Raw genomic sequence first — 21,690 nt, forward strand, 5'->3', positions numbered from 1 at the left:
TCAGGCCTGTTCTTTCTCGAATTCGCGCATGTAGGCCACCAGTGCCTGCACGCCTTCCATGGGCATGGCGTTGTACAGGCTGGCGCGCATGCCGCCCACCGATTTGTGTCCCTTGAGTTGCAGCAGGCCGCGCGCCTGGGCGCCGGCCAGGAAGGCCTCGTTACGGCTCTCGTCGCGCAGGAAGAAGGGCACGTTCATGCGCGAGCGGCACGAGGGCTGCACCTTGTTCACATAAAAGGACGAGCCGTCAATGAAGTCATAGAGCAGGGCGGCTTTGGCGATGTTGCGCTGCTCCATGGCGCCTACGCCGCCTTGGCGCTTGAGCCATTGGAAGGTGAGGCTGGCCATGTAGATGGCGTAGGTGGGCGGTGTGTTGAACATCGAGGCGTTGTCGGCCACGGTGCGGTAGTTGAACGCACTGGGGCAGATGTCCAGGGCTCGGCCCAGCAGGTCTTCGCGCACCACCACCAGCGTCAGGCCGGCTGGGCCCAGGTTTTTCTGGGCGCCGCCAAAGGCCAGGCCCACGCGGCTCCAGTCCACCGGACGCGAGGCCACGTGGGAAGAGAAGTCGATCACCAGCGGCGCCTGGCTGCCCAGGGCGGCCAGATCGGGCAGCTCGTGGAATTCCACCCCGTGGATGGTCTCGTTGCTGCACAGGTGCACGTAGGCGGCGTCAGGGCGCAGGCGCCAACCCGAGGCGGGCGGAATGGAGGTGTGGCCATCGGCCTCATTGCTGGCGGCCAGGCCGGTAGCGCAGTACTTGCCCGCTTCCTTGAACGACTTCTGGCTCCAGCTACCGGTGACCACGAAGTCCACCGCGCCGCCACCCGACAGGTTCAGGGGGACGATGGCGTTTTCGGCCAGCCCGCCACCCTGCATGAACAGAATCTTGAAGTTCGCCGGCACCGCCAACAGCTCGCGCAGATCGGCTTCGGCCTGCTCGCAGATGGACACGAAGGCTTTGCCTCGGTGGCTCATCTCCATGACGCTCATGCCAGTGCCGTTCCAGTCGAGCATTTCGCGCGCGGCCTGTTCCAGCACCTCCACCGGCATCACGGCCGGGCCGGCGGAAAAATTGAAAGGTCTTGTCATCACTCGGTTGCGTCAGGCGTGGGGGTGTCGTCTGCGTTGGTGCCTTCTGCCGCATCGGCGGCGTCGGCCACGTTGGCGTCGTTTTCGACGATGCGCTGCAGGCCGGAGAGCACCGAGCCTTCGTCAAGGGCGATCAGCGTCACGCCTTGCGTGGCGCGGCCCATTTCGCGGATCTCGCTCACCCGGGTGCGCACCAGCACACCCTTGTCGGTGATCAGCATGATCTCGTCGTCGGTGTGCACCAGCGTGGCGGCCACCACCTTGCCATTGCGCTCGCTTTGCTGGATGGCGATCATCCCCTTGGTGCCGCGGCCATGGCGGGTGTACTCGCCAATCGGGGTGCGCTTGCCGTAGCCGTTGACAGTGGCGGTGAGCACGCTCTGGTCTTCGTCTTCGGCCACCAGCATGGCGATCACGCTTTGGCCGTCTTCCAGCGACATGCCACGCACGCCGCGGGCGTTGCGGCCCATGGGGCGCACGTCGTTTTCGTCAAAGCGCACGGCCTTGCCGCCGTCGCTGAACAGCATCACGTCGTGCTGGCCGTCGGTCAGCGCTGCACCGATGAGGAAGTCACCCTCGTCCAGGTCAACGGCAATGATGCCGGCCTTGCGCGGGTTGCTGAACTCGGTGAGTGCGGTCTTCTTGACCGTGCCCATGGACGTGCCCATGAACACATAGCGGTTTTCCGGGAAGGTGCGCGCTTCACCCGTGAGCGGCAGCACCACGGTGATCTTTTCGCCTTCTTGCAGCGGGAACATGTTCACGATGGGGCGGCCGCGCGATCCGCGCGAGCCGGCCGGCACTTCCCACACCTTCAGCCAGTACAGGCGGCCCCGGTTAGAGAAGCACAAGATGTAGTCGTGCGTGTTGGCAATGAAGAGCTGGTCGATCCAGTCGTCTTCCTTGGTGGCCGTGGCCTGCTTGCCGCGCCCGCCGCGCTTCTGCGCGCGGTACTCCGACAGGGGCTGGCTCTTGATGTAGCCCGAGTGGCTGAGCGTGACCACCATGTCGGTGGGCGTGATCAAGTCTTCGGTGGCCAGGTCTTGCGCGTTGTGCTCAATCTCGCTGCGGCGTGCGCCCAGCTTGGTTTGGCCGAACTCCAGCTTCACGGCGGTCAGTTCGTCGCCGATGATGGCGGACACGCGCTCGGGCTTGGCCAGGATGTCGAGCAGGTCGTCGATCTCGGCCATCACCTCTTTGTACTCGGCCACGATCTTGTCTTGCTCAAGGCCGGTCAGGCGCTGCAGGCGCATCTGCAGGATTTCCTGCGCCTGCGTCTCGGACAGCCGGTACAAGCCCTCGGGCTGCATGCCGAACTCGCGGTCCAGGCCCTCGGGGCGGTAGTCGTCGGCGTTCACGGTGCCGCCATCGGCCTTGGCGCGGGTGAGCATCTCGCGCACCAGCTGGCTGTCCCAACTGCGAGTCATCAGTTCGGCCTTGGCCACAGGCGGCGTGGGCGATTCGCGGATGATGCGGATGAACTCGTCGATGTTGGCCAGCGCCACGGCCAGGCCTTCCAGCACGTGGCCGCGCTCGCGGGCCTTGCGCAGGTTGAAGACCGTGCGGCGGGTCACCACCTCGCGGCGGTGCTCCAGGAAGACCTGGATCAGGTCTTTGAGGTTGCACAGGCGGGGCTGGCCATCCACCAGTGCCACCATGTTGATGCCGAAGGTGTCCTGCAGCTGCGTCTGCTTGTACAGGTTGTTCAGCACCACCTCTGGCACTTCGCCGCGCTTGAGCTCGATCACCAAGCGCATGCCCGACTTGTCGGACTCGTCCTGAATGTGGCTGATGCCTTCGATCTTCTTCTCGTGCACCAGCTCGGCGATGCGCTCTTGCAGGGTCTTCTTGTTGACCTGGTACGGCAGCTCGTCAACGATGATGGCCTGGCGCTGGCCGCGGTCGATGTCTTCAAAGTGGCACTTGGCCCGCATCACCACGCGGCCGCGGCCCGTGCGGTAGCCGTCCTTGACGCCCTGGATGCCGTAGATGATGCCGGCAGTGGGGAAGTCGGGCGCCGGAATGATTTCCATCAACTCGTCGATGCTGGCCTCGGGGTGCTTGAGCATGTGCAGGCAGGCATCCACCACCTCGTTGAGGTTGTGCGGCGGAATGTTGGTGGCCATGCCCACCGCGATACCGGCCGAGCCGTTGACCAGCAGGTTGGGCAATCGGGTGGGCAGCACCAGCGGCTCTTTTTCGCTGCCGTCGTAGTTGGGCCCGAAATCGACGGTTTCCTTGTCGATGTCGGCCAGCATTTCGTGGGCGATCTTCGACAGGCGAATTTCGGTGTAACGCATGGCCGCGGCGCTGTCGCCGTCCACCGAGCCGAAGTTGCCCTGGCCGTCCACCAACATGTGGCGCAAGGAAAAATCTTGCGCCATCCGCACGATGGTGTCGTACACCGCGCTGTCGCCGTGCGGGTGGTACTTACCGATCACGTCACCCACGATACGGGCCGACTTCTTGTAAGGCCGGTTCCAGTCGTTGTTCAGCTCGTGCATGGCGAACAACACGCGCCGATGCACCGGCTTGAGGCCGTCGCGGGCGTCCGGGAGTGCGCGGCCCACGATCACGCTCATGGCGTAGTCGAGATAGCTGCGCCGCATCTCCTCTTCAAGACTGATCGGCAGGGTCTCTTTGGCGAACTGGGACATGGGCATTCACACCGGGGTGAAGAAAAGGGCAATCGTGCATTTTAAGGGGGTGCCTCATGAGCTTCTGGCGGTAAGCGCTTGTTGTGCTTGGGCAACGGATACCCCCGCAGTGGGTTGCCTGCCGCGATGGAGCTGGCGCCGTGGAGGCTGACCCAATCGGGCTTATGGCACAATATTTTTCAGCGCTTCGGGTGATGGTCACTTCGGGCGTGATTTTTTTCGCAGCCTGTCTGCGGCTTACCCAGAGGAAAACCATGAAAAAACTCAACAAAGTGGCAATGCTGTTTGCAGCCGCCGCCATGGCAACGGCCGCCGGCGCTCAAACCGTCGACAACTGGCGCAACGGCACCAGCGAGCTGGTGTGGAAGAACGGCACCAACGAACTGTGCTGGCGCGACGCCAACTGGACCCCTGCCACCGCCGCCCAAGGCTGCGACGGCGCCATCGTGCCGAAGGCCGCTGCTCCGGCGCCTGCTCCCGCCGCTCCCGCACCGGCTGCTGCCGCTCCCGCACCGGCTCCCGCCGCTGCCCCGGCTCCCGCTGCCACCAAGGTGACCTACGCCGCTGACGCCTTCTTTGACTTCGACAAGGCTGTGCTGAAGCCCGAAGGCAAGGCCAAGCTGGACGACCTGGCCGGCAAGGTCAAGGGCATCAACCTGGAAGTCGTGATCGCCGTGGGCCACACCGACTCCACCGGTGCCGCTTCCTACAACCAGAAGCTGTCGGTTCGCCGCGCTGAAGCCGTGAAGGCCTATCTGGTGAGCAAGGGCATCGAAAGCAACCGCATCTACACCGAAGGCAAGGGCCTGACCCAGCCGGTGGCTGACAACAAGACCCGCGAAGGCCGTGCAAAGAACCGCCGCGTGGAAGTCGAAGTGGTCGGCACCCGCAAGAACTGATCAACCCTTTGATCAACTCTCAAAAACCGCGCTTCGGCGCGGTTTTTGTTTTTCACCGGCCATAATTCCGCCCATGACGACCAAGCTCAACGCCGATCCGGCCGAACTGGCCAAATTTTCCGATCTGGCCCATCGCTGGTGGGACCCGGACAGCGAATTCCGCCCACTGCACCAGATCAACCCTTTGCGATTGAAATGGATTGACACCTTGGTGAGCCTTTCAGGCAAACAGGTGCTAGACGTGGGATGCGGCGGCGGCATCTTGTCGGATTCGATGGCTCGTCTGGGCGCCAATGTCACCGGCATCGATTTGTCCACCAAGGCATTGCGCGTGGCGCAATTGCACGCATTGGAAGCCGGCACCGAGCGGGTGCGTTACCAGGAAATCAGCGCGGAAGACCTCGCCCGCGAGCAACCCGGCGCGTTCGACGTGGTGACCTGCATGGAAATGCTGGAGCACGTGCCCGATCCGTCGTCGGTGGTGCGGGCTTGTGCCGATCTCGTCAAACCGGGCGGCTGGGTGTTTTTCTCTACCATCAACCGCAACGCCAAGTCTTTCCTGTTCGCCATCGTTGGCGCCGAGTACGTGCTCAACATGTTGCCCAAGGGCACGCACGAATACGCCAAGTTCATCCGCCCCAGCGAACTCGCGGCGCATGTGCGCGGCGCCGGGCTTGAACTGACGCAGACGCGGGGCATGGAATACAACCCGCTGACCCGCCGCTACTGGCTCAGCGACGACACGAGCGTCAACTACCTGTTGGCGACCCGAAAGCCCCTGTGATGGCGCCACCGTGGGCCGGTCTTCAGGCCGTTCTCTTTGACCTGGACGGCACCTTGGTGGACAGTGCCCCTGACCTGGGGGCCGCCGCAGACGAAATGCGGCTCGACAGGGGGTGGCCATCCTTGCCGCTGGCCGCCTACCGCGCCTATGCGGGCTCTGGCGCTCGCGGCATGTTGAAGGTGGCCTTGGAGGTCACGCCCGATCACGCCGATTTTGAGGCGCTGCGCGAGGAATACTTGGCGCGTTACGAGGCCCGTTTGCTGGCTGCCACCCGCCCATTTGAAGGCGTGGAAGAACTGGTCGCCCGCCTCACGCACCACGGTGTGCCCTGGGGCGTGGTGACGAACAAGGCGGCCCGTTTCACGGTGCCGCTCACCCGGTCGATGGCGTTTTTCGCCCACGCCAGGGCGGTGGTCTGCGGCGACACCACGCCGCACACCAAGCCGCACCCGGCGCCCTTGTTGGAGGCGGCTCGGCAAATGGGGCTGCCGCCCGCTGGCTGTGTGTATGTGGGCGATGACCACCGTGACGTGCTGGCCGGGCGGGCGGCGGGCATGCGAACCGTGGCTGCGGGCTATGGTTACCTGGGGCCGGGGGCGGTGGTGTCGGCCTGGGGAGCCGATGCGGAAATTTCTTCTCCGCTGCAGGTCTTGAAATTGCTGGAACTGCCTTAAACTTCGACGCCTCAGGGGCTGCACTGGTTTCGACGTGGGTTCGGGCACGCAGCAGGGCATGTCGAGGTTCTGTCACCTCGTAAAACCGCAGAAAAAAACTAACTGCAAACGACGAACGTTTCGCACTCGCTGCTTAATTGCATGTGAGCCTCACAACAGCAAGCCGATAGGCTGGGCAAGGGTGGCGCAAGCTGTCCAGGCTGTGGGGTAACTTCATTCGGCTGGGTCCGCCTCGGGCAACTTGGGGCGGGTCGAGAAATAAGGTTGCTGGCGACTTGTAGAGCGTGCCGCTGCGCGCTGCAGGAAGCGAGACCCAAATCAGACGGCTACACATGTAGAACTGCGCGAAGAAGGCTTGCGGACGGGGGTTCAAATCCCCCCAGCTCCACCAATACCCTGCACAAAGGCCGCTAGGAATGACCACCTAGCGGCCTTTTTCATGCCGGCTTCGCCCATCGAGGTGGTGTTTTGGGGCGCTCAGTCCACCATCCGTTGCGCCACGAACTCGCGCAGCAATGACATTACCGGTGCCTCGCTGCGCCCCGCCAGGGAGACGTAGGCGTAGCGAGCGGTGGTTCGCAGGGCGGGTCTTGTCTGCAGTTCGCACAGGCTGCCTGCCTCGATGCCCTCGCGCGCGGCGGCGCGTACCCCCAGAAAGATGGCGTTGGTGCGGCTGACCACGTCGATGAGTCCGCCCACGTCGTCGCATTGCAGGGTGGCGATTCGGGTGGGGTTGGCTTCTGGGCCGTAGCGCTCGACGAGCAGGCGCACCACTTCGTCTGAGAGTGGGGTGGTGGCAATGGGGTAGTCGAGCAGGTTGGCCAGGGTCACCGCTGCTTGATGGGCCAGGGGATGGCTGGCGCGTGCGATCCAGGCGGCGGCCATTTCGGCCACGGGTTCGATGTGCAAATCGTCGTTGGGCGCCACCCGGCGTTCGTCCACCACCAGTGCATCGAGTTGCCTGGCCCGCAGTTGCACCAACTGCAGCTCGGTCGGGCCACGGGTGATGTTCACGCGCACCCGTGGGTGGTTCTGCGCCATGTGGCACATGAGCGGGGTCATCAGGATGGCCCCTGGGCCCGACCCCAGGCCGATGCGCATGACGCCGCCATCGGCTTTTCGCAGCAATTCCGCCGATCGCCGCACTTCCGATGCCTCCAGCACGATGCGGCGCGCCCGCTCGACCACGTGGCGTCCCAGTGGGGTGAGTTCGTTGCGCTTGCCCACGCGGTCGAGCAGGCGGCCGTCCACCTCGGTTTCGAGCGCCTGAATGCTGCGGCTCAGGGCCGACTGCGTGAGGTGAAGGCGTTCGGCGGCGCGGCTGAAGGAGCCTGTTTCGGCCACGGCCAGGAAGTGCTCGAGATGGCGGATGTTCATCGGGTTGGTGGGCTCTGGGGATGAGGTTTGTGAATGATTATCCAGAAAATAATGCATTGGACACATCAAAAACGGGCTCCTAGCATTCACTTGCCTGCCTGTTGTTGGCCGAGCGGCCCGAGCAGGCACCCTCACCACATTGGAGACACGTTCATGACCGCTAGCACCCACTTCTTCCTGCGCCGCGTGGCGGCGACCCTTGCCGGTTTGGCGCTGGCCGGCTCTGCGATGGCGCAGGCCTTTCCGACCAAGCCCGTGACATTGATGGTTCCTTACCCGGCGGGCGGGCCGTCGGATTCCGTGGCCCGGAGCCTGAACAACACGCTGGGCAAGCACCTCGGGCAGTCGGTGGTGGTGGAGAACCTGGGGGGTGCCACCGGCGGGATCGCCGCGCAGAAGGTGCTGGCCGCGCCCAGCGATGGCTACATGGTGTTCCAGGGCTCGCCCAATGAGCTGATCCTGTCGCCCCTGGCCAACCTGGCGGTGAAGTTCAAGAGCGAAGACTTCCGCCTGGTGCAGATGATTGAGTCAACCCACATTGCCTTGGTGACGCGCCCAGATTTGCCGGCCAACAACGCCGATGAGCTGTTGGCGTATGCGCGCAAGCAGGCCGCCGCGGGCAAGCCCATCACCTACGCCAGCGTGGGGCCCGGTTCGTTCTACCACCTGCTGGGTGAGCACCTTTCCAAGGTGACGGGCATTCCGATGGTCCACGTGCCCTACAAAGGGGCCGCACCGGCCAACCAAGACCTGCTGGGCAGCCGGGTGGACATCTTCCTGGCGCCCTATGGCAAGAATTACGAAGAGTTTCACAAGCAGGGCAAGCTCAAGGTGCTGGCCATGCTCAACCGCGAGCGCATGGAGGGGGTGAAAGAGTACCCGGCCATCAGCGAAAGCCAGTCGCTCAAGGATTTCACCTTCAACACCTGGTCGGGCCTGTTCGTGAAGAAGGACACCCCTGAGCCGGTGGTGCAGGCCTTGCACAAGGCCATGAGCGAAACCCTGGGCGACGCACAGGTGCGCGCGAACCTGGAGGCCAACAGCCGCGTGCCGGCCAAGCCTCAGAGCCTGGCCGCCGTGTCCAAGGTGTACACCGATGGCACGGCACAGTACCGCGCCATCGCGAAGTCGATTGACCTGAAGCCGCAGTGAGCGGCGGGAGAGGCGAGCATGAACGATGTGACTGACGGCTTGAGCGTGGTCGAGGCCTTGCGCGCGGGGGCGGGCGAGTTCGTGGCCCTGCGCCGGGACATTCACCGCCACCCGGAACTGGGTTTCCAGGAATTCCGCACCAGCGACCTGGTGGCCGAACGCCTGCAGGCCTGGGGTTATGAGGTCACCCGAGGCCTGGGCGGCACCGGGGTGGTGGGTCAGTTGCGCCGGGGCACGGGCAAGCGCCGTCTTGGCCTGCGCGCCGACATGGACGCCTTGCCGATCCACGAGGCCACTGGCCTGCCGCACGCCAGCGTTCACGCGGGCCTCATGCACGCCTGCGGCCATGACGGTCACACGGCCATGCTGCTGGCGGCGGCGCGGCACCTGGCGGAGCACGGTGACTTCAGCGGCACGCTGAACCTGATCTTCCAGCCTGCGGAAGAGGGCCTGGGCGGCGCCAAGAAGATGATGGCCGACGGCTTGTTCGACCGGTTTCCTTGCGATGCCATCTTCGCCATGCACAACATGCCGGGCTTCCCGCGCGGCACCCTGCTGCTGCGCGACGGGCCCACCATGGCCGCCAGCGAAAACATCACCATCACCGTGCAGGGCAACGGTGGCCACGGGGCCATGCCGCACCAGGCGGCCGACCCGGTGGTGGCGGGGGCGGCCATCGTCATGGGGTTGCAGACCATCGTGTCGCGCAATGTGGCGCCGCTGCAGATGTCGGTCATCACCGTGGGTTCGTTCCAGGCCGGGGTGGCCAACAACGTGATCCCTAACGAGGCGGTGCTCAAGCTCAGCGTGCGTTCGCTGGACCGGGAGGTGCACAAGATGCTGCTGCGCCGCATCGATGAGCTGGTGACGCTGCAGGCCCGCAGCCTGGGCGTGCAGGCCACGGTGGATTTCCAGGGCGGTTACCCGGTGCTGGTCAACACCCAGGCAGAGACCGACTTCGCGCGCCAGGTGGCCCTGGAGCTGCTGGGGCCTGATGCGGTGACCTTGCAGACCCAGCCGTTGACGGGCAGCGAAGACTTCGCCTTCATGCTGGAGCAGGTGCCGGGGTGCTACCTCTACATCGGCAACGGCGACGAGGCCTCTGGCGGGCATGGTGCCTGCATGGTGCACAACCCGAACTACGACTTTGACGACGCCAACATCCCCGTGGGCGCCGCCTACTGGGCCTTGCTGGTCAGGCGCTTCCTGGTGGACTGATCCACCTCACCCAGTGCCCCCCATGCCCAGGCCCGCCAGACCCAGTGGCAGGCGGGTGAAGGCGCTGGTCAGGATGAGCGCCACCACCGCGAGCGCGGCCACGAAGAACAGCAGCCGCTGCACGCGCGTGCGCCCGCGCTTGAGGGCGAAAGAGCCGAGCACGATGTAGACCACCAGCAGCACCAGCTTGGCCCCCAGCCAGGCCTGCTGCAGCGGGTGATAAGCAAGCAAGGCCCACAGGCCGATGCCGGCCAGCAGCAGGGGCGTGTCGATGGCCACGCTGAGACGCCGCCAGAAGGGCCGCATGGGCCAGGCCTGCAGAGCCGTGACGCCCAGGCCGCGCGCCACGAACAGCGTGATGCTGGCGCTCACGCAGGCCAGGTGCAGGTGCCGCAGGGCAGGGTAGAGCCAGGGGTGATGGGCCAGCAGGTCGATCATGCGGGCGACGGTATCACCGTCGGGGCCGGTGTCAGCAGGTGGCGCACCAGGTCGGCCACGCCGCGAATCTGTTCACCAAAGGGCAGGCGACCGGCGCCGCGAAAGAACAGGCCGCGCTCGGCGTCGCCGTCCATGGCGTGGCCCAGTTGCTGGTCGATGCAGAACTGGCCGATGCCCGCGTCGCCGTCGCGCAAGCCGCAATGCTGCAGGCAGTCAAACGACAGGTTGCACTTGGCCTTGGGGTGGGCGCGCTCTTGCAGGATGGGCAGGATGCGCAGGTATTTGTCGAGCCAGGGCGTTCGCACCGCGCGCGCCGGCAGGCCTGCCACGCTGACGAATTCCACGATGTCTTGCGGCTTGGCTTGGGCCAGGATGCGCTTGAAGGCGTCGGGCGCGTCGCATTCCTGCGTGACGGCGAAGGCGGTGCCCAGTTGCACGCCATCGGCCCCCAGGCCTTGCAAGCGCAGGATGTCGGCGTGGCTGTCGATGCCCCCGGCGGCGATGAGCGCGATGTCTTGCTCGTAGCCTGCTTGCTGGAACAGCTCGCGCACCTGTGGGATGACGGTCTCGAAGTCAAAGCGCGCATCGCCCAGGTCGGCCACTTTCGCCGCGCCCAGGTGGCCACCGGCCAGGCGGGGGTTTTCGATGACGATGGCGTCGGGCAGGCGGCCCTTGCGCTCCCATTTGCGCAGCAGCAACTGCACGCCGCGCGCATCCGACAGGATGGGGATGAGCGCCACATGGGGATGGTCTTGCGCGAGTTCGGGCAGGTCCAGCGGCAGACCGGCGCCCACCACCAGGGCGTCCACACCGCTTTGCAGCGCCTGCTTCACGTAGGCCGAGTAGGCGCTGAGGGCCTTCATCACGTTCACGGCAATCCACCCCTGGCCATGCGAGGCAGCGCGGGCGTCGCGAATCTCGCGGTCCAGTGCCACCAGGTTGGCCTGGTCGATGCGCGCGCGGGCGTCGGGCGCTTTGTCCAGGTGCGCGGTCTGCGCCATCAGGTCGGGGTGGCGGCGGCGCAGGTCCACCGATGAGATGGTGCCCATGCCACCCAGCCGGGCCACGGCGGACGAGAGCCCGGCGGCGGACACGCCCACGCCCATGCCGCCCTGCACGATGGGCAGCAGGGTTTTGCCTCGGATGCGCAGCGGGCGCAGGCCAGCCGCCCGTGCCTGGTCCAGCCACTGCGCCGTGCTGGTGTCGTTCGCCGGGTGCTGCATGTCAGTGCCGCGCCTGGCCTTCGAACACCGGGAACAGCAGGTTGTTTTCGGTGTGGATGTGCTCGATCAGGTCGTCGCTCAGGCGCGCGGTGCCGGCGTACAGGGCCTGCCAGGTGTTGCAGGCGCCGGTGGGTGGCTGGTGATGCTGGGTGAGTTCGGCCAGGCGTTCGAGTTGCGCGCCGTGGCTCACGTGCTCGTGGCGCATCACGCCGATGGGGTGCACCACCATCGGATGGCCGCCTTGCTTGAGCAAGGGGAAAAGAATTTGCTCTTCCTTGGCCATGTGGTCCAGCAACTCGCGCTCCATGGATTCGAGGTGGTCGGCCAGGCCCTTGGGCACCTGCGGGTGATCGCGGTGAACGGCCTCCACGCGCCGGGCCATGCGGATCAGCTCGGGCAGTTGCTGGCGGTGCACCTCGTGGTAGCGCTGCAGGATGTGGTCGATCAGCTCGGCTGGGGCGGGTGCCTCGGGTGCGGCCTTTTGCTCTTGCAGCGCGCGGATTTCGCTGAGCACCGCGGCGGCGTCGAGCCCTTTGTGGGCACAGGCCGCGTCAAGCGATTGCTGGCCGCCGCAGCAAAAGTCGAGCTTGAGGCGGCGAAACACGGCGGTGGCGCCAGGGATTTGCACGGCCAGACTGCCCAGGCTCTGGTCGGCTTGGGCGGGGGTGGTCTGAAGGCTCATGGGGTTTCCTTTAAAGATTCATTTGAGGTGAATTTATTGTGAGATAACATGCATCGAATATGAATATTCACCCTGCGTGCCGTCGGGACATTCGATGTGGCGCAGATGGGAGACCCGCATGCGCCTGACCCAATGGACCGACTACGCCTTGCGCGTGCTGATGTACTGCGCCGCCCACCAAGACCGTGAAGCGGCCCCCACCATTGCCGAGATCGCCGAGGCCTATGGCATTTCGCGCAGCCACCTGATGAAGGTGGTGATGGCGCTGTCGGCCAAGGGCTGGCTGGCCACTACGCGCGGGCGCGGGGGCGGCCTGCGGCTTGTGTTGCCGCCCGCCGAGATCGTGGTGGGCGAGGTGGTGCGCCAGATGGAGGAAGACTTCACCCTGGTGGAGTGCTTCAACCCGCAGGGCAGCAACTGCCGCATTGATGGCCGTTGCCGCCTGAAGGGCGTGCTGTGGGACGCGCTGCAGGCCTATATGCAGGTGCTCGATGGCGTGCGTTTGGCTGACCTGGTGGGGCCAGGAGCCCAGGCGGCGGTCGTGCCGGTGGCCGCGATCAAGCGGTCGCGCCAATCGGCCAGCCCTTGACGTTGGCGGCGTTGAGGTGACCATGTCAGGTTGGTCACAACTGGGGGTGCCATCTGGCACCTGCTGTGGGAGCCTGGTATGGACGTTTTGTCCGATGTGCTGCGAGGCCTTCGCCTGGAGGGGGCGCTTTTCCTCCATGCCGAGTTCGGCGAGCCGTGGTGCGTGCAGGCCCCGGCGGGCGCGCAGCTCGCCTTGATGCTGCCGGTGCAGGCCACTCGCCTGGCCATCTGCCACCTGGTGCTGGAAGGTTCTTGCCGTGTGCAGTGGGGCGAGGGGCAGGGTCTGCCGATGCGGCCTGGCGACGTGGTGGTGCTGCCAAGGGGAGAGCCGCATTGCCTGGCCAGTGGGGTAGGGGCAGGTGCGGTCTCGCTGCAGCACCTGGTGGCTCCCCGCCTGCCCGATCTCACGCGAATTCGCTACGGGGGGCCGGGGGATCGCACCCGCCTGGTGTGTGGCTGGCTGGCCCTTGAGCGTGGACACGGCCACCCACTGCTGGACGCCTTGCCCAGTGCGTTTCTGACCTCGCTGGCGCAGCGGCCTTGCGGGGGCTGGCTGACGCAATCGGTGCTCTATGCGCTGGACGAATCGGCACAAGGGCGCCCCGGCGCTGACCTGGTGGGCGCGAGGGTGGCTGAGGCCCTGTTCGTCGAGGCCTTGCGCGGCCACCTGGACGGTCACCCCGATCATCCGCCGGGCTGGACCATGGGATCGCAAGACCCCCAGATTGGGCGCTGTCTGTCGCTGCTGCACGGGCAGCCCGCGCGGGCCTGGGACCTGGCCTCGCTGGCCCATGAGGTGGGGGTGTCGCGCAGCGTGCTGGCCGCGCGCTTTCAGCAACTGGTGGGCATGGCACCCATGCATTACCTGGCGCGCTGGCGGCTGGTGCTGGCGGCCCGCCTGTTGGGCGAGCCTCGCAACTCGGTGGCGCGGGTGTGCGAGGCGGTGGGGTATGCCTCAGAGTCGGCTTTTCATCGTGCCTTCAAGCGCGAATACGGCCTCGCCCCAGGGCATTGGCGCCGGCGCGCGCAGCGCAGCGAGGCGGCGATGCCGGGTGTCGGTGTGGACGCTGGGGCGGCAAGTTCGGACGACTGAGCAGGACAGGGGCGGGCTTCGCGCGCTCCACTGCAAAGGCCAAGGGGCGCCAGCCGGCTGTCCCGAAAACGCCACTTGAAGGAGACCCACCATGAACGCCCCCACCGATTTCGCCGCCCTGAAGGCCCGGCAGCAGGCCACTTGGTCCAGCGGCGACTACGCCATCATCGGCGTGACCTTGCAGATCGTGGGCGAGCAACTCGCCGAGGCTTGCGACCTGCTGTGGGACGAGCGCGTGCTGGACGTGGCCGCCGGCAACGGCAACGCCACGCTGGCGGCCGCTCGGCGCGGCGCACAGGTCACCTCCACCGACTACGTGCCCGCCCTGCTGGAGCGCGGTGCGCAACGCGCGCAGGCCGAGCACCTGAGCTTGAATTTTCAGGTGGCCGATGCCGAGGACCTGCCGTTTGCCGACGCGAGCTTTGATGCGGTGGTGTCCACCTTCGGCGTCATGTTCGCGCCCGATCAGGTGCGGGCCGCCGCCGAGATGGCACGGGTGTGCCGGCCTGGCGGGCGTATTGGGCTGGCAAACTGGACGCCGCAGGGCTTCATCGGCCAGTTGTTCAAGGTGATCGCCGCCCACGTGCCCCCGCCAGCGGGCGTGCAACCGCCGCCACTGTGGGGCACCGAGGCGCGGCTGCAAGAGTTGTTTGGCGCTGCGGCGTCTTCCATTGAAGTGACCCGGCGGCAGTTTCACTTCCGCTACCGCTCGGCGGCGCACTTCGTGGACGTGTTTCGCACCTGGTACGGGCCGGTGCACAAGGCCTTTGCCGCGTTGGGGCCCGAGCAGGGCGCGGCGCTGGAAAAAGACTTGCTCGACCTGCTCAACCGCCTCAACACCCACCACCCGCAGGCGCTGGTGGTGCCGGGCGAGTACCTGGAGGTGGTGGTTCACCGCCGCTGAGGGGCGGTGCCGTGGTGTCCTCGTGCCTCAGGTGCACAGGCACATGGTCAGCAGGGCCGAGGAATCGACCTCGGCGCTCAGGCTGTGGGGCACGTCGCGGGCCAGGTGAATGAAGTCGCCGGGCGCCAGTTCGTGTGCGCCGTCAGGGGTGCGGAACTGGATGTGGCCTTCGATGCACAGCAGGGTGAGCTCGCCCCGAAAGTGGTGCTCGTGCAGGGTGCGGCCGGCCGGGATCACCACGCGGATCACCTCAAGCTGATCGGACTTGAGCAGGGCGCTGGAGCGCGTCTGCGCCAGGGCGGCCCCCAGCGGGCGCACGCTCATTTTCTGGCCAGAGGGCAGGTGGGACAGTGCCATGGGAGCCTCCTTTGGACTGACGCCGGGGCCCGGAAGGGCTCAGGTGGTGGGGGTGCCGAGCACCTGAAAGAAGCGCCCGATGTCGGGCCGGGGTGGCCCGCTGCGCGCCTCTGACACGGTGCCCACGTTGATGAAGCACTGTGCGTCTTCCTGCTCGTGCAGCGAGAAGAACTGGCGCAATGCCGCCGATGACAGGGCCTTGCCGCTGGTGATGGCGCTGCCAAAGCCCATGGCGCTGGCCATGAGCAGCAGGTTCTGGGTGGCGCAGCCCAATGAGATGAGGCGCTCGGCGGGGGGCACCTCGGGGTCATCGCCCCGGGTGCGGCACACGGCCAGCAGCAGCCAGGGCGCGCGCAATGCCTTTTCGCGGGCCTGGGCCAGTTCGCGGGCGTTGGCGTGGGGGTCGCGCTCCAGCAGGGCTTGCGCGAAGGCATCGCCCAGGCGAACGCGCTCACAGGCGGGCACCTCCACCAAGCGCCAGGGCAGGCGTTGCCCATGGTCGGGGGCGGCGGCGGCGGCGCGCAGCATCAGGCCCTGCTGGTGCGCGTCGGGGCCGGGGCCGACCAGGCGCTTGGGCAGCACGGTGCGCCGGCTTTGCATCAGGGCGTCTGCCCACATCACGGTGTCGGTCTCGGTGTGTGCCATGCGAATGAACCAAGGTGTGGGGTGCGATGGAATTGGGTGTTAACCCATTACGCGCAATGTGACCGATTCCAACCAACTGCGCCATCCTCCCAACGTGCGGGCGCCAGCAGAGGGTGGTCCCACCCATCGTTCAAAAGAACTATGGACAGGCCTGTGCATCCGCCTGGCCGGTGGATGGACAGGGCAAGCCCGGCTGGGGACAATGCCCGCTCCGGTATTGACGTCTTCCATGTCCCCTTTCTCCCCTCGCTGGCGCGGCCAGTTGTCCACCAAGTTCGCGGTGCTGGGCTTTGCCTTGCTGGCCTTGGCCTTGTTGTCGATTGGCTTCACCGCCTGGGTGACGCGCCAGCTCGACGGCGGCGCCGCGGCCGTGAATGAGGCCGGGCGGCTGCGCATGCAGGCCTGGCGCCTGGCCAGCGCGGTGCAGGGGGGGCGCACGCCACAGGAGACAGCGGTGCTGGTGCGCGAGTTCGAGGCCACCCTGACCCTGCTGGAGCGTGGCGACGCGAACCGCCCCTTGGCCGTTCCGTGGGACGACGACACCCGCGCGCGCTTCGATCGCCTCAAGCGCTCGTGGGAAGGCGTGCGCGACGGGCGGCTGGCGGCGCCAGACCTGCCAGCGGATGGGCTGACGGTGGCGGTCGATGCGCTGGTGGGCGAGATGGACAGCCTGGTGCTGGCCATTGAGAACAAGCTTTCGCGCCTGACGGCGGTGCTCAACCTGTTTCAACTGGCCATGATGTGGCTGGCGGTGGCCGCGGCCGTGTTCACGCTGTACGTGGGCTACATGTTCGTGATTCACCCTTTGCAGCGGCTGCGGGGCGCGCTGCAGCGGGTGGGGTCGGGCGACTTTTCGGCCCGGGTGCCGGTGGAGGGGCCTGATGAATTCGGCGACCTGGCCGCGGGCTTCAACCACATGGCGCAGACCCTGCAATCGCTGTACCACGGCCTTGAGCAGAAGGTGCAAGACAAGACCCGCGACCTGGAGAGCAAGCGCGCCCGGCTGGCGGCCTTGTATGAGGTGAGCACCTTTCTGGTGGAGTCGCACACCCTGAGCGACCTGGCCCGTGGCTTCGCGCAAAAGGTGCGCGTGCTCAGCGGGGCGGATGCGGTGGCCGTGCGCTGGACGGACCTGGCCAGTCAGCGCTACCTGATGCTGGCCAGCGACTGCCTGCCCGAAGAACTGGTGCAAGAAGAGCGCTGCCTGGAGGCCGGGCTCTGCGCTTGCGGTCAGCCGCAGGCCCACGCCCACACGCGGGTGATTCCCATCGTGGCCAGCGACGAGCGCCGCTTGAGCGGCTGCGCGCAGGCCGGCTACACCACGCTGGTGAGCGTGCCCATTCGCCTGCAGCAGCGGGTGCTGGGTGAGCTGGACCTGTTCTACCGCCATGAGGCGGTGCTGGGCGAAGAAGACCGTGGCCTGTACGACGCGCTGGCCGGGCACCTGGCCAATGCGGTGGAGAACATGCGCACCGAGGCCCTGGTGCGCGAGGCCGCCGTGGGCGAGGAGCGCGCCATGATCGCGCGTGAGCTGCACGATTCGATTGCGCAATCGCTGTCGTTCCTGAAGATTCAGGTGGCGCTCCTGCGCCAGGCGGTGCAGCGCAGCGACACCGCCCGCGTGGAGCGCGCCATTGACGAGATCGACGCGGGCGTGCGCGAGAGCACCAACGATGTTCGCGAGCTGCTGCTGCACTTTCGCACCCGCACCAACAGCGACGACATCGAGCAGGCCATTCGCACCACGCTGCAGAAGTTTGAACACCAAAGCGGCCTGCACACCCACCTTGATTTGCAGGGCCACGGCATGGCGCTGCAGCCCGATGTGCAGTTGCAGGTGCTGCACGTGCTGCAAGAGGCGCTGTCGAATGTGCGCAAGCACGCGCAGGCGCGCGACGTTTTCGTGACGGTGGAGCGCGGGCCGCACTGGCGTTTTCGGGTGCGCGACAACGGGCGTGGCTTTGAGCCCGCGCCAGACGGTGCGGTGGACACGCGCGTGGGCCTGCACATCATGCAAGAGCGGGCCGAGCGCATTGGCGCGCAGGTCACGGTGGAGTCTTGCCTGGGGCAGGGCACCGAGGTCACCATTGACGTGGCGCCCTGACGCCCTTCCCTTCAGTCGCCCATGACCCAGCCCATTCGCCTGTTCGTTGTTGATGACCACAACCTGTTTCGGCGCGGCCTGATCGCGCTGCTCTCGCAAGACCCACGCTTTGAGGTGGTGGGCGAGGCCGGCGACGCCAGTGCCGCCTTGAACGCGGTGGGGCGCCTCAAGCCCGACCTGATCTTGCTGGACAACCACCTGCCGGGCGTGTCGGGTGTGCAGGCCATCGGCAGCCTCAAGGAGTTGCTGCCGCAGACCCGGGTGCTCATGCTCACGGTGAGCGAGAACGAGGAAGACCTCTCGGCCGGCTTGCGCGCGGGGGCCGATGGCTACCTGCTCAAGACCATCGACACGGCCGACCTGGCCGATTCCATTCAGCGCGTGTGGGAGGGCGATTCGGTCATCAGCCCCGAGATGCTGGGCAAGCTGGTGGGCTTGCTGCGGCGCAGTGGGCCGCCCACCGAGGCGGCCGACACCACGGCAACCCCGCTGGCCGACACGGCGCCCCTGGCCTCGGCCAGCGCGCCACTGGCCCCGGACGAGCGCCTGAGCAGCCTGTCCCCGCGCGAGCGCGAGATTCTGCGGCTGATCGCGCGCGGGCACAGCAACAAGCTCATTGCGCGCGAGCTGGACATTGCCGAAACCACGGTGAAGATCCACGTGCAGCACATCCTGCGTAAGCTCGACAAGAGCACCCGCGTGCACGCGGCGGTGTATGCCACGGAACGTGGCCTGACGTAAGCCCAGACCGGGCTACGCCTTTCGGACGATGCCCCGGTGCCGGGGTCGTTCGTTTGCCTGCCGCCATCACCCCATGCGAAGGATGGTGGCGCGCGATTGAAACGCGGACAGTTGCATCACCCTCAATGGAGCGTGACGCAATGGCTACCGACATTCAACAAAAACGCAAGGCCTGGTCGGTCTTGATCGTGAGCACCTGGTCCTTCACCGTGTGCTTCATGGTCTGGATGATGTTTGGCGTGATCGGCGTGCCGATCCGCAAGATGCTGGACCTCAACGCCACTGAGTTCGGCCTGCTCATGGCCACGCCGGTGCTCACGGGTTCGCTGGTGCGGGTGCCGCTGGGCATCTGGACCGACCGCTACGGCGGGCGCATCGTGATGGCGCTGCTCATGGCCGCCACCGTGCCGGCCATCTGGCTCATGTCTTATGCCACCGAGTTCTGGCACTTCCTCACCATCGGCCTGTTCGTGGGCCTGGCCGGGGGCTCGTTCTCGGTGGGCACGCCTTACGTGGCGCGCTGGTTCCCGCCGCAGCAAAAGGGCATGGCCATGGGCGTGTATGGCGCCGGCAACTCGGGCTCGGCGGTCAACAAGTTCGTGGCGCCGGTGATTCTGGTGGCCTTCGGCTGGCAGATGGTGCCGCAGGTGTACGCGGCCATCATGGCCGCCACGGTGGTGCTGTTCTGGGTGTTCAGCCACAGCGACCCGGCCCATCTGGTGCCCAGCAACGTGAGCTTCATCGACCAGCTCAAGGCCTTGAAAGACCCGAAGGTGCTGAAGTACTGCCAGTACTACAGCATCGTGTTCGGTGGCTACGTGGCGCTGGCGCTGTGGATGGTGCAGTACTACATCGGCGAGTACGGGTTGGACATTCGCGTGGCCGCCTTGCTGGCCGCCTGCTTCTCGCTGCCCGGTGGCGTGCTGCGCGCGGTGGGCGGCGTGCTGAGCGACAAGTACGGCGCGCACCAGGTGACGTGGTGGGTGATGTGGGTGAGCTGGGTCTGCCTGTTCCTGCTGAGCTACCCGCAGACCGACTTCACCATCAACACCGTCAATGGCCCGCAGACCTTTCACATCGGCCTGAACGTCTACGCCTTCACCGCGCTGATGTTCGTGCTGGGCATTGCGTTTGCCTTCGGCAAGGCCAGCGTCTTCAAGTACATCGCCGACGACTACCCGCACAACATCGGCGCCATCAGCGGCATCGTGGGCCTGGCCGGTGGCCTGGGGGGCTTCGTGCTGCCCATCCTGTTCGGCGCGCTGGTGGACATCACTGGCATTCGCTCCAGCGCCTTCATGTTGCTCTACGGCGTGGTCTGGGTGTCGCTCATCTGGATGTACTGGACCGAGGTGCGCAAGACCGAGGTGATGGGCCCACACGCCTCGGCCTCGCTCTGATCTTCCTTCATTGAAAGCCACACCATGAACGCTTCCAACCCAAGTGGGGCCGACCTGCAAGACTGGCGCCCCGAAGACGACCGCTTCTGGGAAAGCACCGGCAAGCGCATCGCCTACCGCAACCTCTGGATCTCGGTGCCGGCCCTGCTGTGCGGCTTCGCCGTGTGGGGCATGTGGGGCATCATCACCGTGCAAATGCTCAACCTGGGGTTCCCCTTCACCCCGGCCGAGCTGTTCACCCTCACCGCCATCTCGGGCATCGCCGGCGCCACCATGCGCATCCCGGCGTCTTTCCTGGTGCGGCTGGCGGGCGGGCGCAACACCATCTTCCTCACCACCTCGATGCTGCTGGCCCCGGCCATTGGCACCGGCATCGCGCTGCAGCACCCCGAGTGGCCGCTGTGGGTGTTCCAGCTCATGGCGCTGTGGTCGGGCGTGGGCGGCGGCAACTTCGCCAGCTCCATGTCCAACATCAGCACCTTCTTCCCCAAGCGGCTGCAGGGCACGGCGCTGGGCCTGAACGCGGGCCTGGGCAACTTCGGCGTGACCACCATGCAGATCGTCATTCCGCTGGTGATGACGCTGCCGCTGCTGGGCGCCTTTGGCGGCGAGCCGATGACGCTGGTGAAAGACAGCGGCTGGATCTTCGGCAAGATCGCCGCCGGCACCCCCACCTGGATTCAGAACGCCGGCTTCGCCTGGGTCTTCTCGCTGGTGCCGCTGGGGGCCATCTGCTGGTTCGGCATGAACAACCTCAAGACCGTGTCGCCCGACGCCGGTCACCCGATCGTGGCCTTCGCCAAGATCACCTACCTCTACACCCTGGCCTTCGTGCCGGCCATCTTCATCCTGTACCTGTACCTGCCGGCGCCCACCGGCCTGGGCCTGCTGAACATGTGGGTGGCGGTGCCGCTGGACATTGTGCTGGCGCTGCTGGTGATGCGCCTGGCCGCCTTCGGTTCGATGAAAGAGGGCGTGGCCAAGCAGTTCGCCATCTTCCGCAACAAGCACACCTGGTCGCTCACGGCGCTGTACATCGTCACCTTCGGCTCGTTCATCGGCTTCTCGATGGTGCTGCCCCTGGCCATCACGGTGATCTTCGGTTTCCAGCACGTGGCCGATGCGGCCGGGGTGATGCAGCACACGCTCAAGAACCCCAACGCGCCCTCGGCCCTCACCTACGCGTGGATCGGCCCCTTCGTGGGCGCGGCCGTGCGGCCCCTGGGGGGCTGGATTTCCGACAAGGTGGGCGGCTCCATCGTCACGCAGGTGATCTCGGCCGTGATGGTGGTGGCCTCGGTGGCGGTGGGCTACGTGATGATGCAAGCCTATGGCTCGGCCACGCCCGAGGCCTTCTTCCCCGCCTTCCTGGGCCTGTTCGTGGTGCTGTTCATTGCCAGCGGCATCGGCAACGGCTCCACCTTCCGCTCCATCGGCGTCATCTTTGACCGCCAGCAGGCCGGCCCCGTGCTGGGCTGGACGTCTGCCGTGGCCGCGTACGGCGCCTTCATCGCACCGGTGGTGATTGGCGCCCAGATCAAGGCCGGCACCCCCCAGATCGCGATGTACGGCTTTGCCGCTTTTTATGCCGTGTGCCTGGTGCTGAACTGGTGGTTCTACCTGCGCGCCGGTGCGGAAATCAAAAATCCCTGAACGGAGAAA

At 66.2% G+C, this 21,690-nt stretch carries 20 protein-coding genes and 1 other RNA gene; 13 read left to right on the forward strand and 8 right to left on the reverse strand.

The genetic code is table 11. The features are described 5' to 3' along the window. Together serC and gyrA are read right to left on the reverse strand one after the other, a co-directional pair. On the reverse strand, positions 1-1,092 hold the full coding sequence (gene serC, locus ACE3RQ_RS07160) for a 3-phosphoserine/phosphohydroxythreonine transaminase (RefSeq protein WP_374521271.1): 1,092 nt from the start codon (positions 1,090-1,092) through the stop codon (positions 1-3). Further along, positions 1,092-3,749: a DNA gyrase subunit A gene (gene gyrA, locus ACE3RQ_RS07165; RefSeq protein ID WP_374521272.1), complete on the reverse strand. Its 2,658-nt coding sequence runs from the start codon at positions 3,747-3,749 to the stop codon at positions 1,092-1,094. Before gyrA ends, serC begins: the two co-directional genes overlap by 1 nt. Positions 3,750-4,003: 254 nt before the next feature. On the opposite strand from gyrA, the gene ompA reads away from it, so the two are divergent. The 4 genes from ompA to ssrA all read left to right on the forward strand — a co-directional run bounded on the left by ompA (position 4,004) and on the right by ssrA (position 6,497). Further along, positions 4,004-4,648: an outer membrane protein OmpA gene (gene ompA, locus ACE3RQ_RS07170; RefSeq protein ID WP_374521273.1), complete on the forward strand. Its 645-nt coding sequence runs from the start codon at positions 4,004-4,006 to the stop codon at positions 4,646-4,648. 73 nt (positions 4,649-4,721) lie between these two features. After that, positions 4,722-5,432 carry a bifunctional 2-polyprenyl-6-hydroxyphenol methylase/3-demethylubiquinol 3-O-methyltransferase UbiG gene (ubiG, locus tag ACE3RQ_RS07175; protein WP_374521274.1) on the forward strand — a complete coding sequence of 237 codons (711 nt, stop codon included), beginning with the start codon at positions 4,722-4,724 and terminating at the stop codon, positions 5,430-5,432. Continuing rightward, complete coding sequence (locus ACE3RQ_RS07180) at positions 5,432-6,106, forward strand: HAD family hydrolase (protein WP_374521275.1); 675 nt, start codon at positions 5,432-5,434, stop codon at positions 6,104-6,106. Before ubiG ends, ACE3RQ_RS07180 begins: the two co-directional genes overlap by 1 nt. Before the next feature lie 14 nt (positions 6,107-6,120). After that, positions 6,121-6,497, forward strand: a transfer-messenger RNA (tmRNA) gene (gene ssrA / locus ACE3RQ_RS07185). An 86-nt stretch (positions 6,498-6,583) separates the two neighbouring features. Here the strand turns inward: ssrA and ACE3RQ_RS07190 are convergent. Continuing rightward, entirely contained in the window at positions 6,584-7,483 is a 900-nt protein-coding gene (locus tag ACE3RQ_RS07190; RefSeq protein ID WP_374521276.1) for a LysR family transcriptional regulator, read from the reverse strand. A gap of 153 nt (positions 7,484-7,636) precedes the next feature. Here ACE3RQ_RS07190 and ACE3RQ_RS07195 point away from each other — a divergent pair, with 153 nt between their 5' ends. Next, the gene (locus ACE3RQ_RS07195; protein ID WP_374521277.1) at positions 7,637-8,635 is read left to right on the forward strand and encodes a tripartite tricarboxylate transporter substrate binding protein; all 999 of its coding nucleotides are present in this window, start codon (positions 7,637-7,639) and stop codon (positions 8,633-8,635) included. 18 nt (positions 8,636-8,653) lie between these two features. Beyond that, positions 8,654-9,853 carry a M20 aminoacylase family protein gene (locus ACE3RQ_RS07200; RefSeq protein WP_374521278.1) on the forward strand — a complete coding sequence of 400 codons (1,200 nt, stop codon included), beginning with the start codon at positions 8,654-8,656 and terminating at the stop codon, positions 9,851-9,853. A gap of 6 nt (positions 9,854-9,859) precedes the next feature. On the opposite strand, the gene ACE3RQ_RS07205 is transcribed toward ACE3RQ_RS07200, so the two are convergent. From ACE3RQ_RS07205 to ytfE, 3 genes are read right to left on the reverse strand one after another with little or no spacing between them, the layout of a single operon-like run. Continuing rightward, positions 9,860-10,291: a SirB2 family protein gene (locus tag ACE3RQ_RS07205; RefSeq protein WP_374521279.1), complete on the reverse strand. Its 432-nt coding sequence runs from the start codon at positions 10,289-10,291 to the stop codon at positions 9,860-9,862. Continuing rightward, positions 10,288-11,514: an NAD(P)H-dependent flavin oxidoreductase gene (locus ACE3RQ_RS07210; protein WP_374521280.1), complete on the reverse strand. Its 1,227-nt coding sequence runs from the start codon at positions 11,512-11,514 to the stop codon at positions 10,288-10,290. The genes ACE3RQ_RS07205 and ACE3RQ_RS07210 overlap by 4 nt, the downstream gene beginning before the upstream one ends. 1 nt (position 11,515) lies before the next feature. Next, positions 11,516-12,196 carry an iron-sulfur cluster repair protein YtfE gene (ytfE, locus tag ACE3RQ_RS07215; RefSeq protein ID WP_374521281.1) on the reverse strand — a complete coding sequence of 227 codons (681 nt, stop codon included), beginning with the start codon at positions 12,194-12,196 and terminating at the stop codon, positions 11,516-11,518. A 118-nt stretch (positions 12,197-12,314) separates the two neighbouring features. On the opposite strand from ytfE, the gene ACE3RQ_RS07220 reads away from it, so the two are divergent. The 3 genes from ACE3RQ_RS07220 (at position 12,315) to ACE3RQ_RS07230 (ending at position 14,781) form a co-directional block, all read left to right on the forward strand. Then, the gene (locus ACE3RQ_RS07220; protein WP_374521282.1) at positions 12,315-12,785 is read left to right on the forward strand and encodes an Rrf2 family transcriptional regulator; all 471 of its coding nucleotides are present in this window, start codon (positions 12,315-12,317) and stop codon (positions 12,783-12,785) included. A gap of 78 nt (positions 12,786-12,863) precedes the next feature. After that, complete coding sequence (locus ACE3RQ_RS07225) at positions 12,864-13,877, forward strand: AraC family transcriptional regulator (protein WP_374521283.1); 1,014 nt, start codon at positions 12,864-12,866, stop codon at positions 13,875-13,877. Positions 13,878-13,968: 91 nt separating this feature from the next. Beyond that, on the forward strand, positions 13,969-14,781 hold the full coding sequence (locus ACE3RQ_RS07230) for a class I SAM-dependent methyltransferase (protein ID WP_374521284.1): 813 nt from the start codon (positions 13,969-13,971) through the stop codon (positions 14,779-14,781). A gap of 27 nt (positions 14,782-14,808) precedes the next feature. Here ACE3RQ_RS07230 and ACE3RQ_RS07235 read toward each other — a convergent pair whose 3' ends face one another. Both ACE3RQ_RS07235 and ACE3RQ_RS07240 read right to left on the reverse strand, forming a co-directional pair. Further along, a complete protein-coding gene (locus ACE3RQ_RS07235; RefSeq protein ID WP_374521285.1) occupies positions 14,809-15,138 on the reverse strand; it encodes a cupin in 330 nt (109 codons plus the stop codon). A 39-nt stretch (positions 15,139-15,177) separates the two neighbouring features. Continuing rightward, positions 15,178-15,783, reverse strand: a complete 606-nt coding sequence (locus ACE3RQ_RS07240) for a nitroreductase (RefSeq protein ID WP_374521286.1) — start codon at positions 15,781-15,783, stop codon at positions 15,178-15,180. Between the two features lie 229 nt (positions 15,784-16,012). Here ACE3RQ_RS07240 and ACE3RQ_RS07245 point away from each other — a divergent pair, with 229 nt between their 5' ends. The 4 genes from ACE3RQ_RS07245 (at position 16,013) to ACE3RQ_RS07260 (ending at position 21,681) form a co-directional block, all read left to right on the forward strand. Then, positions 16,013-17,887, forward strand: a complete 1,875-nt coding sequence (locus ACE3RQ_RS07245) for a type IV pili methyl-accepting chemotaxis transducer N-terminal domain-containing protein (RefSeq protein ID WP_374521287.1) — start codon at positions 16,013-16,015, stop codon at positions 17,885-17,887. Between the two features lie 21 nt (positions 17,888-17,908). Continuing rightward, positions 17,909-18,628 (forward strand): response regulator, encoded by a 720-nt coding sequence (locus tag ACE3RQ_RS07250; RefSeq protein WP_374521288.1) that lies wholly within the window; start codon positions 17,909-17,911, stop codon positions 18,626-18,628. A gap of 140 nt (positions 18,629-18,768) precedes the next feature. After that, positions 18,769-20,028 (forward strand): nitrate/nitrite transporter, encoded by a 1,260-nt coding sequence (locus ACE3RQ_RS07255; protein ID WP_374521289.1) that lies wholly within the window; start codon positions 18,769-18,771, stop codon positions 20,026-20,028. 24 nt (positions 20,029-20,052) lie between these two features. Then, a complete protein-coding gene (locus ACE3RQ_RS07260; RefSeq protein ID WP_374521290.1) occupies positions 20,053-21,681 on the forward strand; it encodes an MFS transporter in 1,629 nt (542 codons plus the stop codon). Positions 21,682-21,690: the final 9 nt, after the last annotated feature.

The sequence above is a fragment of the Hydrogenophaga sp. genome, assembly GCF_041913525.1.
In the GTDB taxonomy this organism is placed as follows: Bacteria; Pseudomonadota; Gammaproteobacteria; order Burkholderiales; family Burkholderiaceae_C; genus Hydrogenophaga.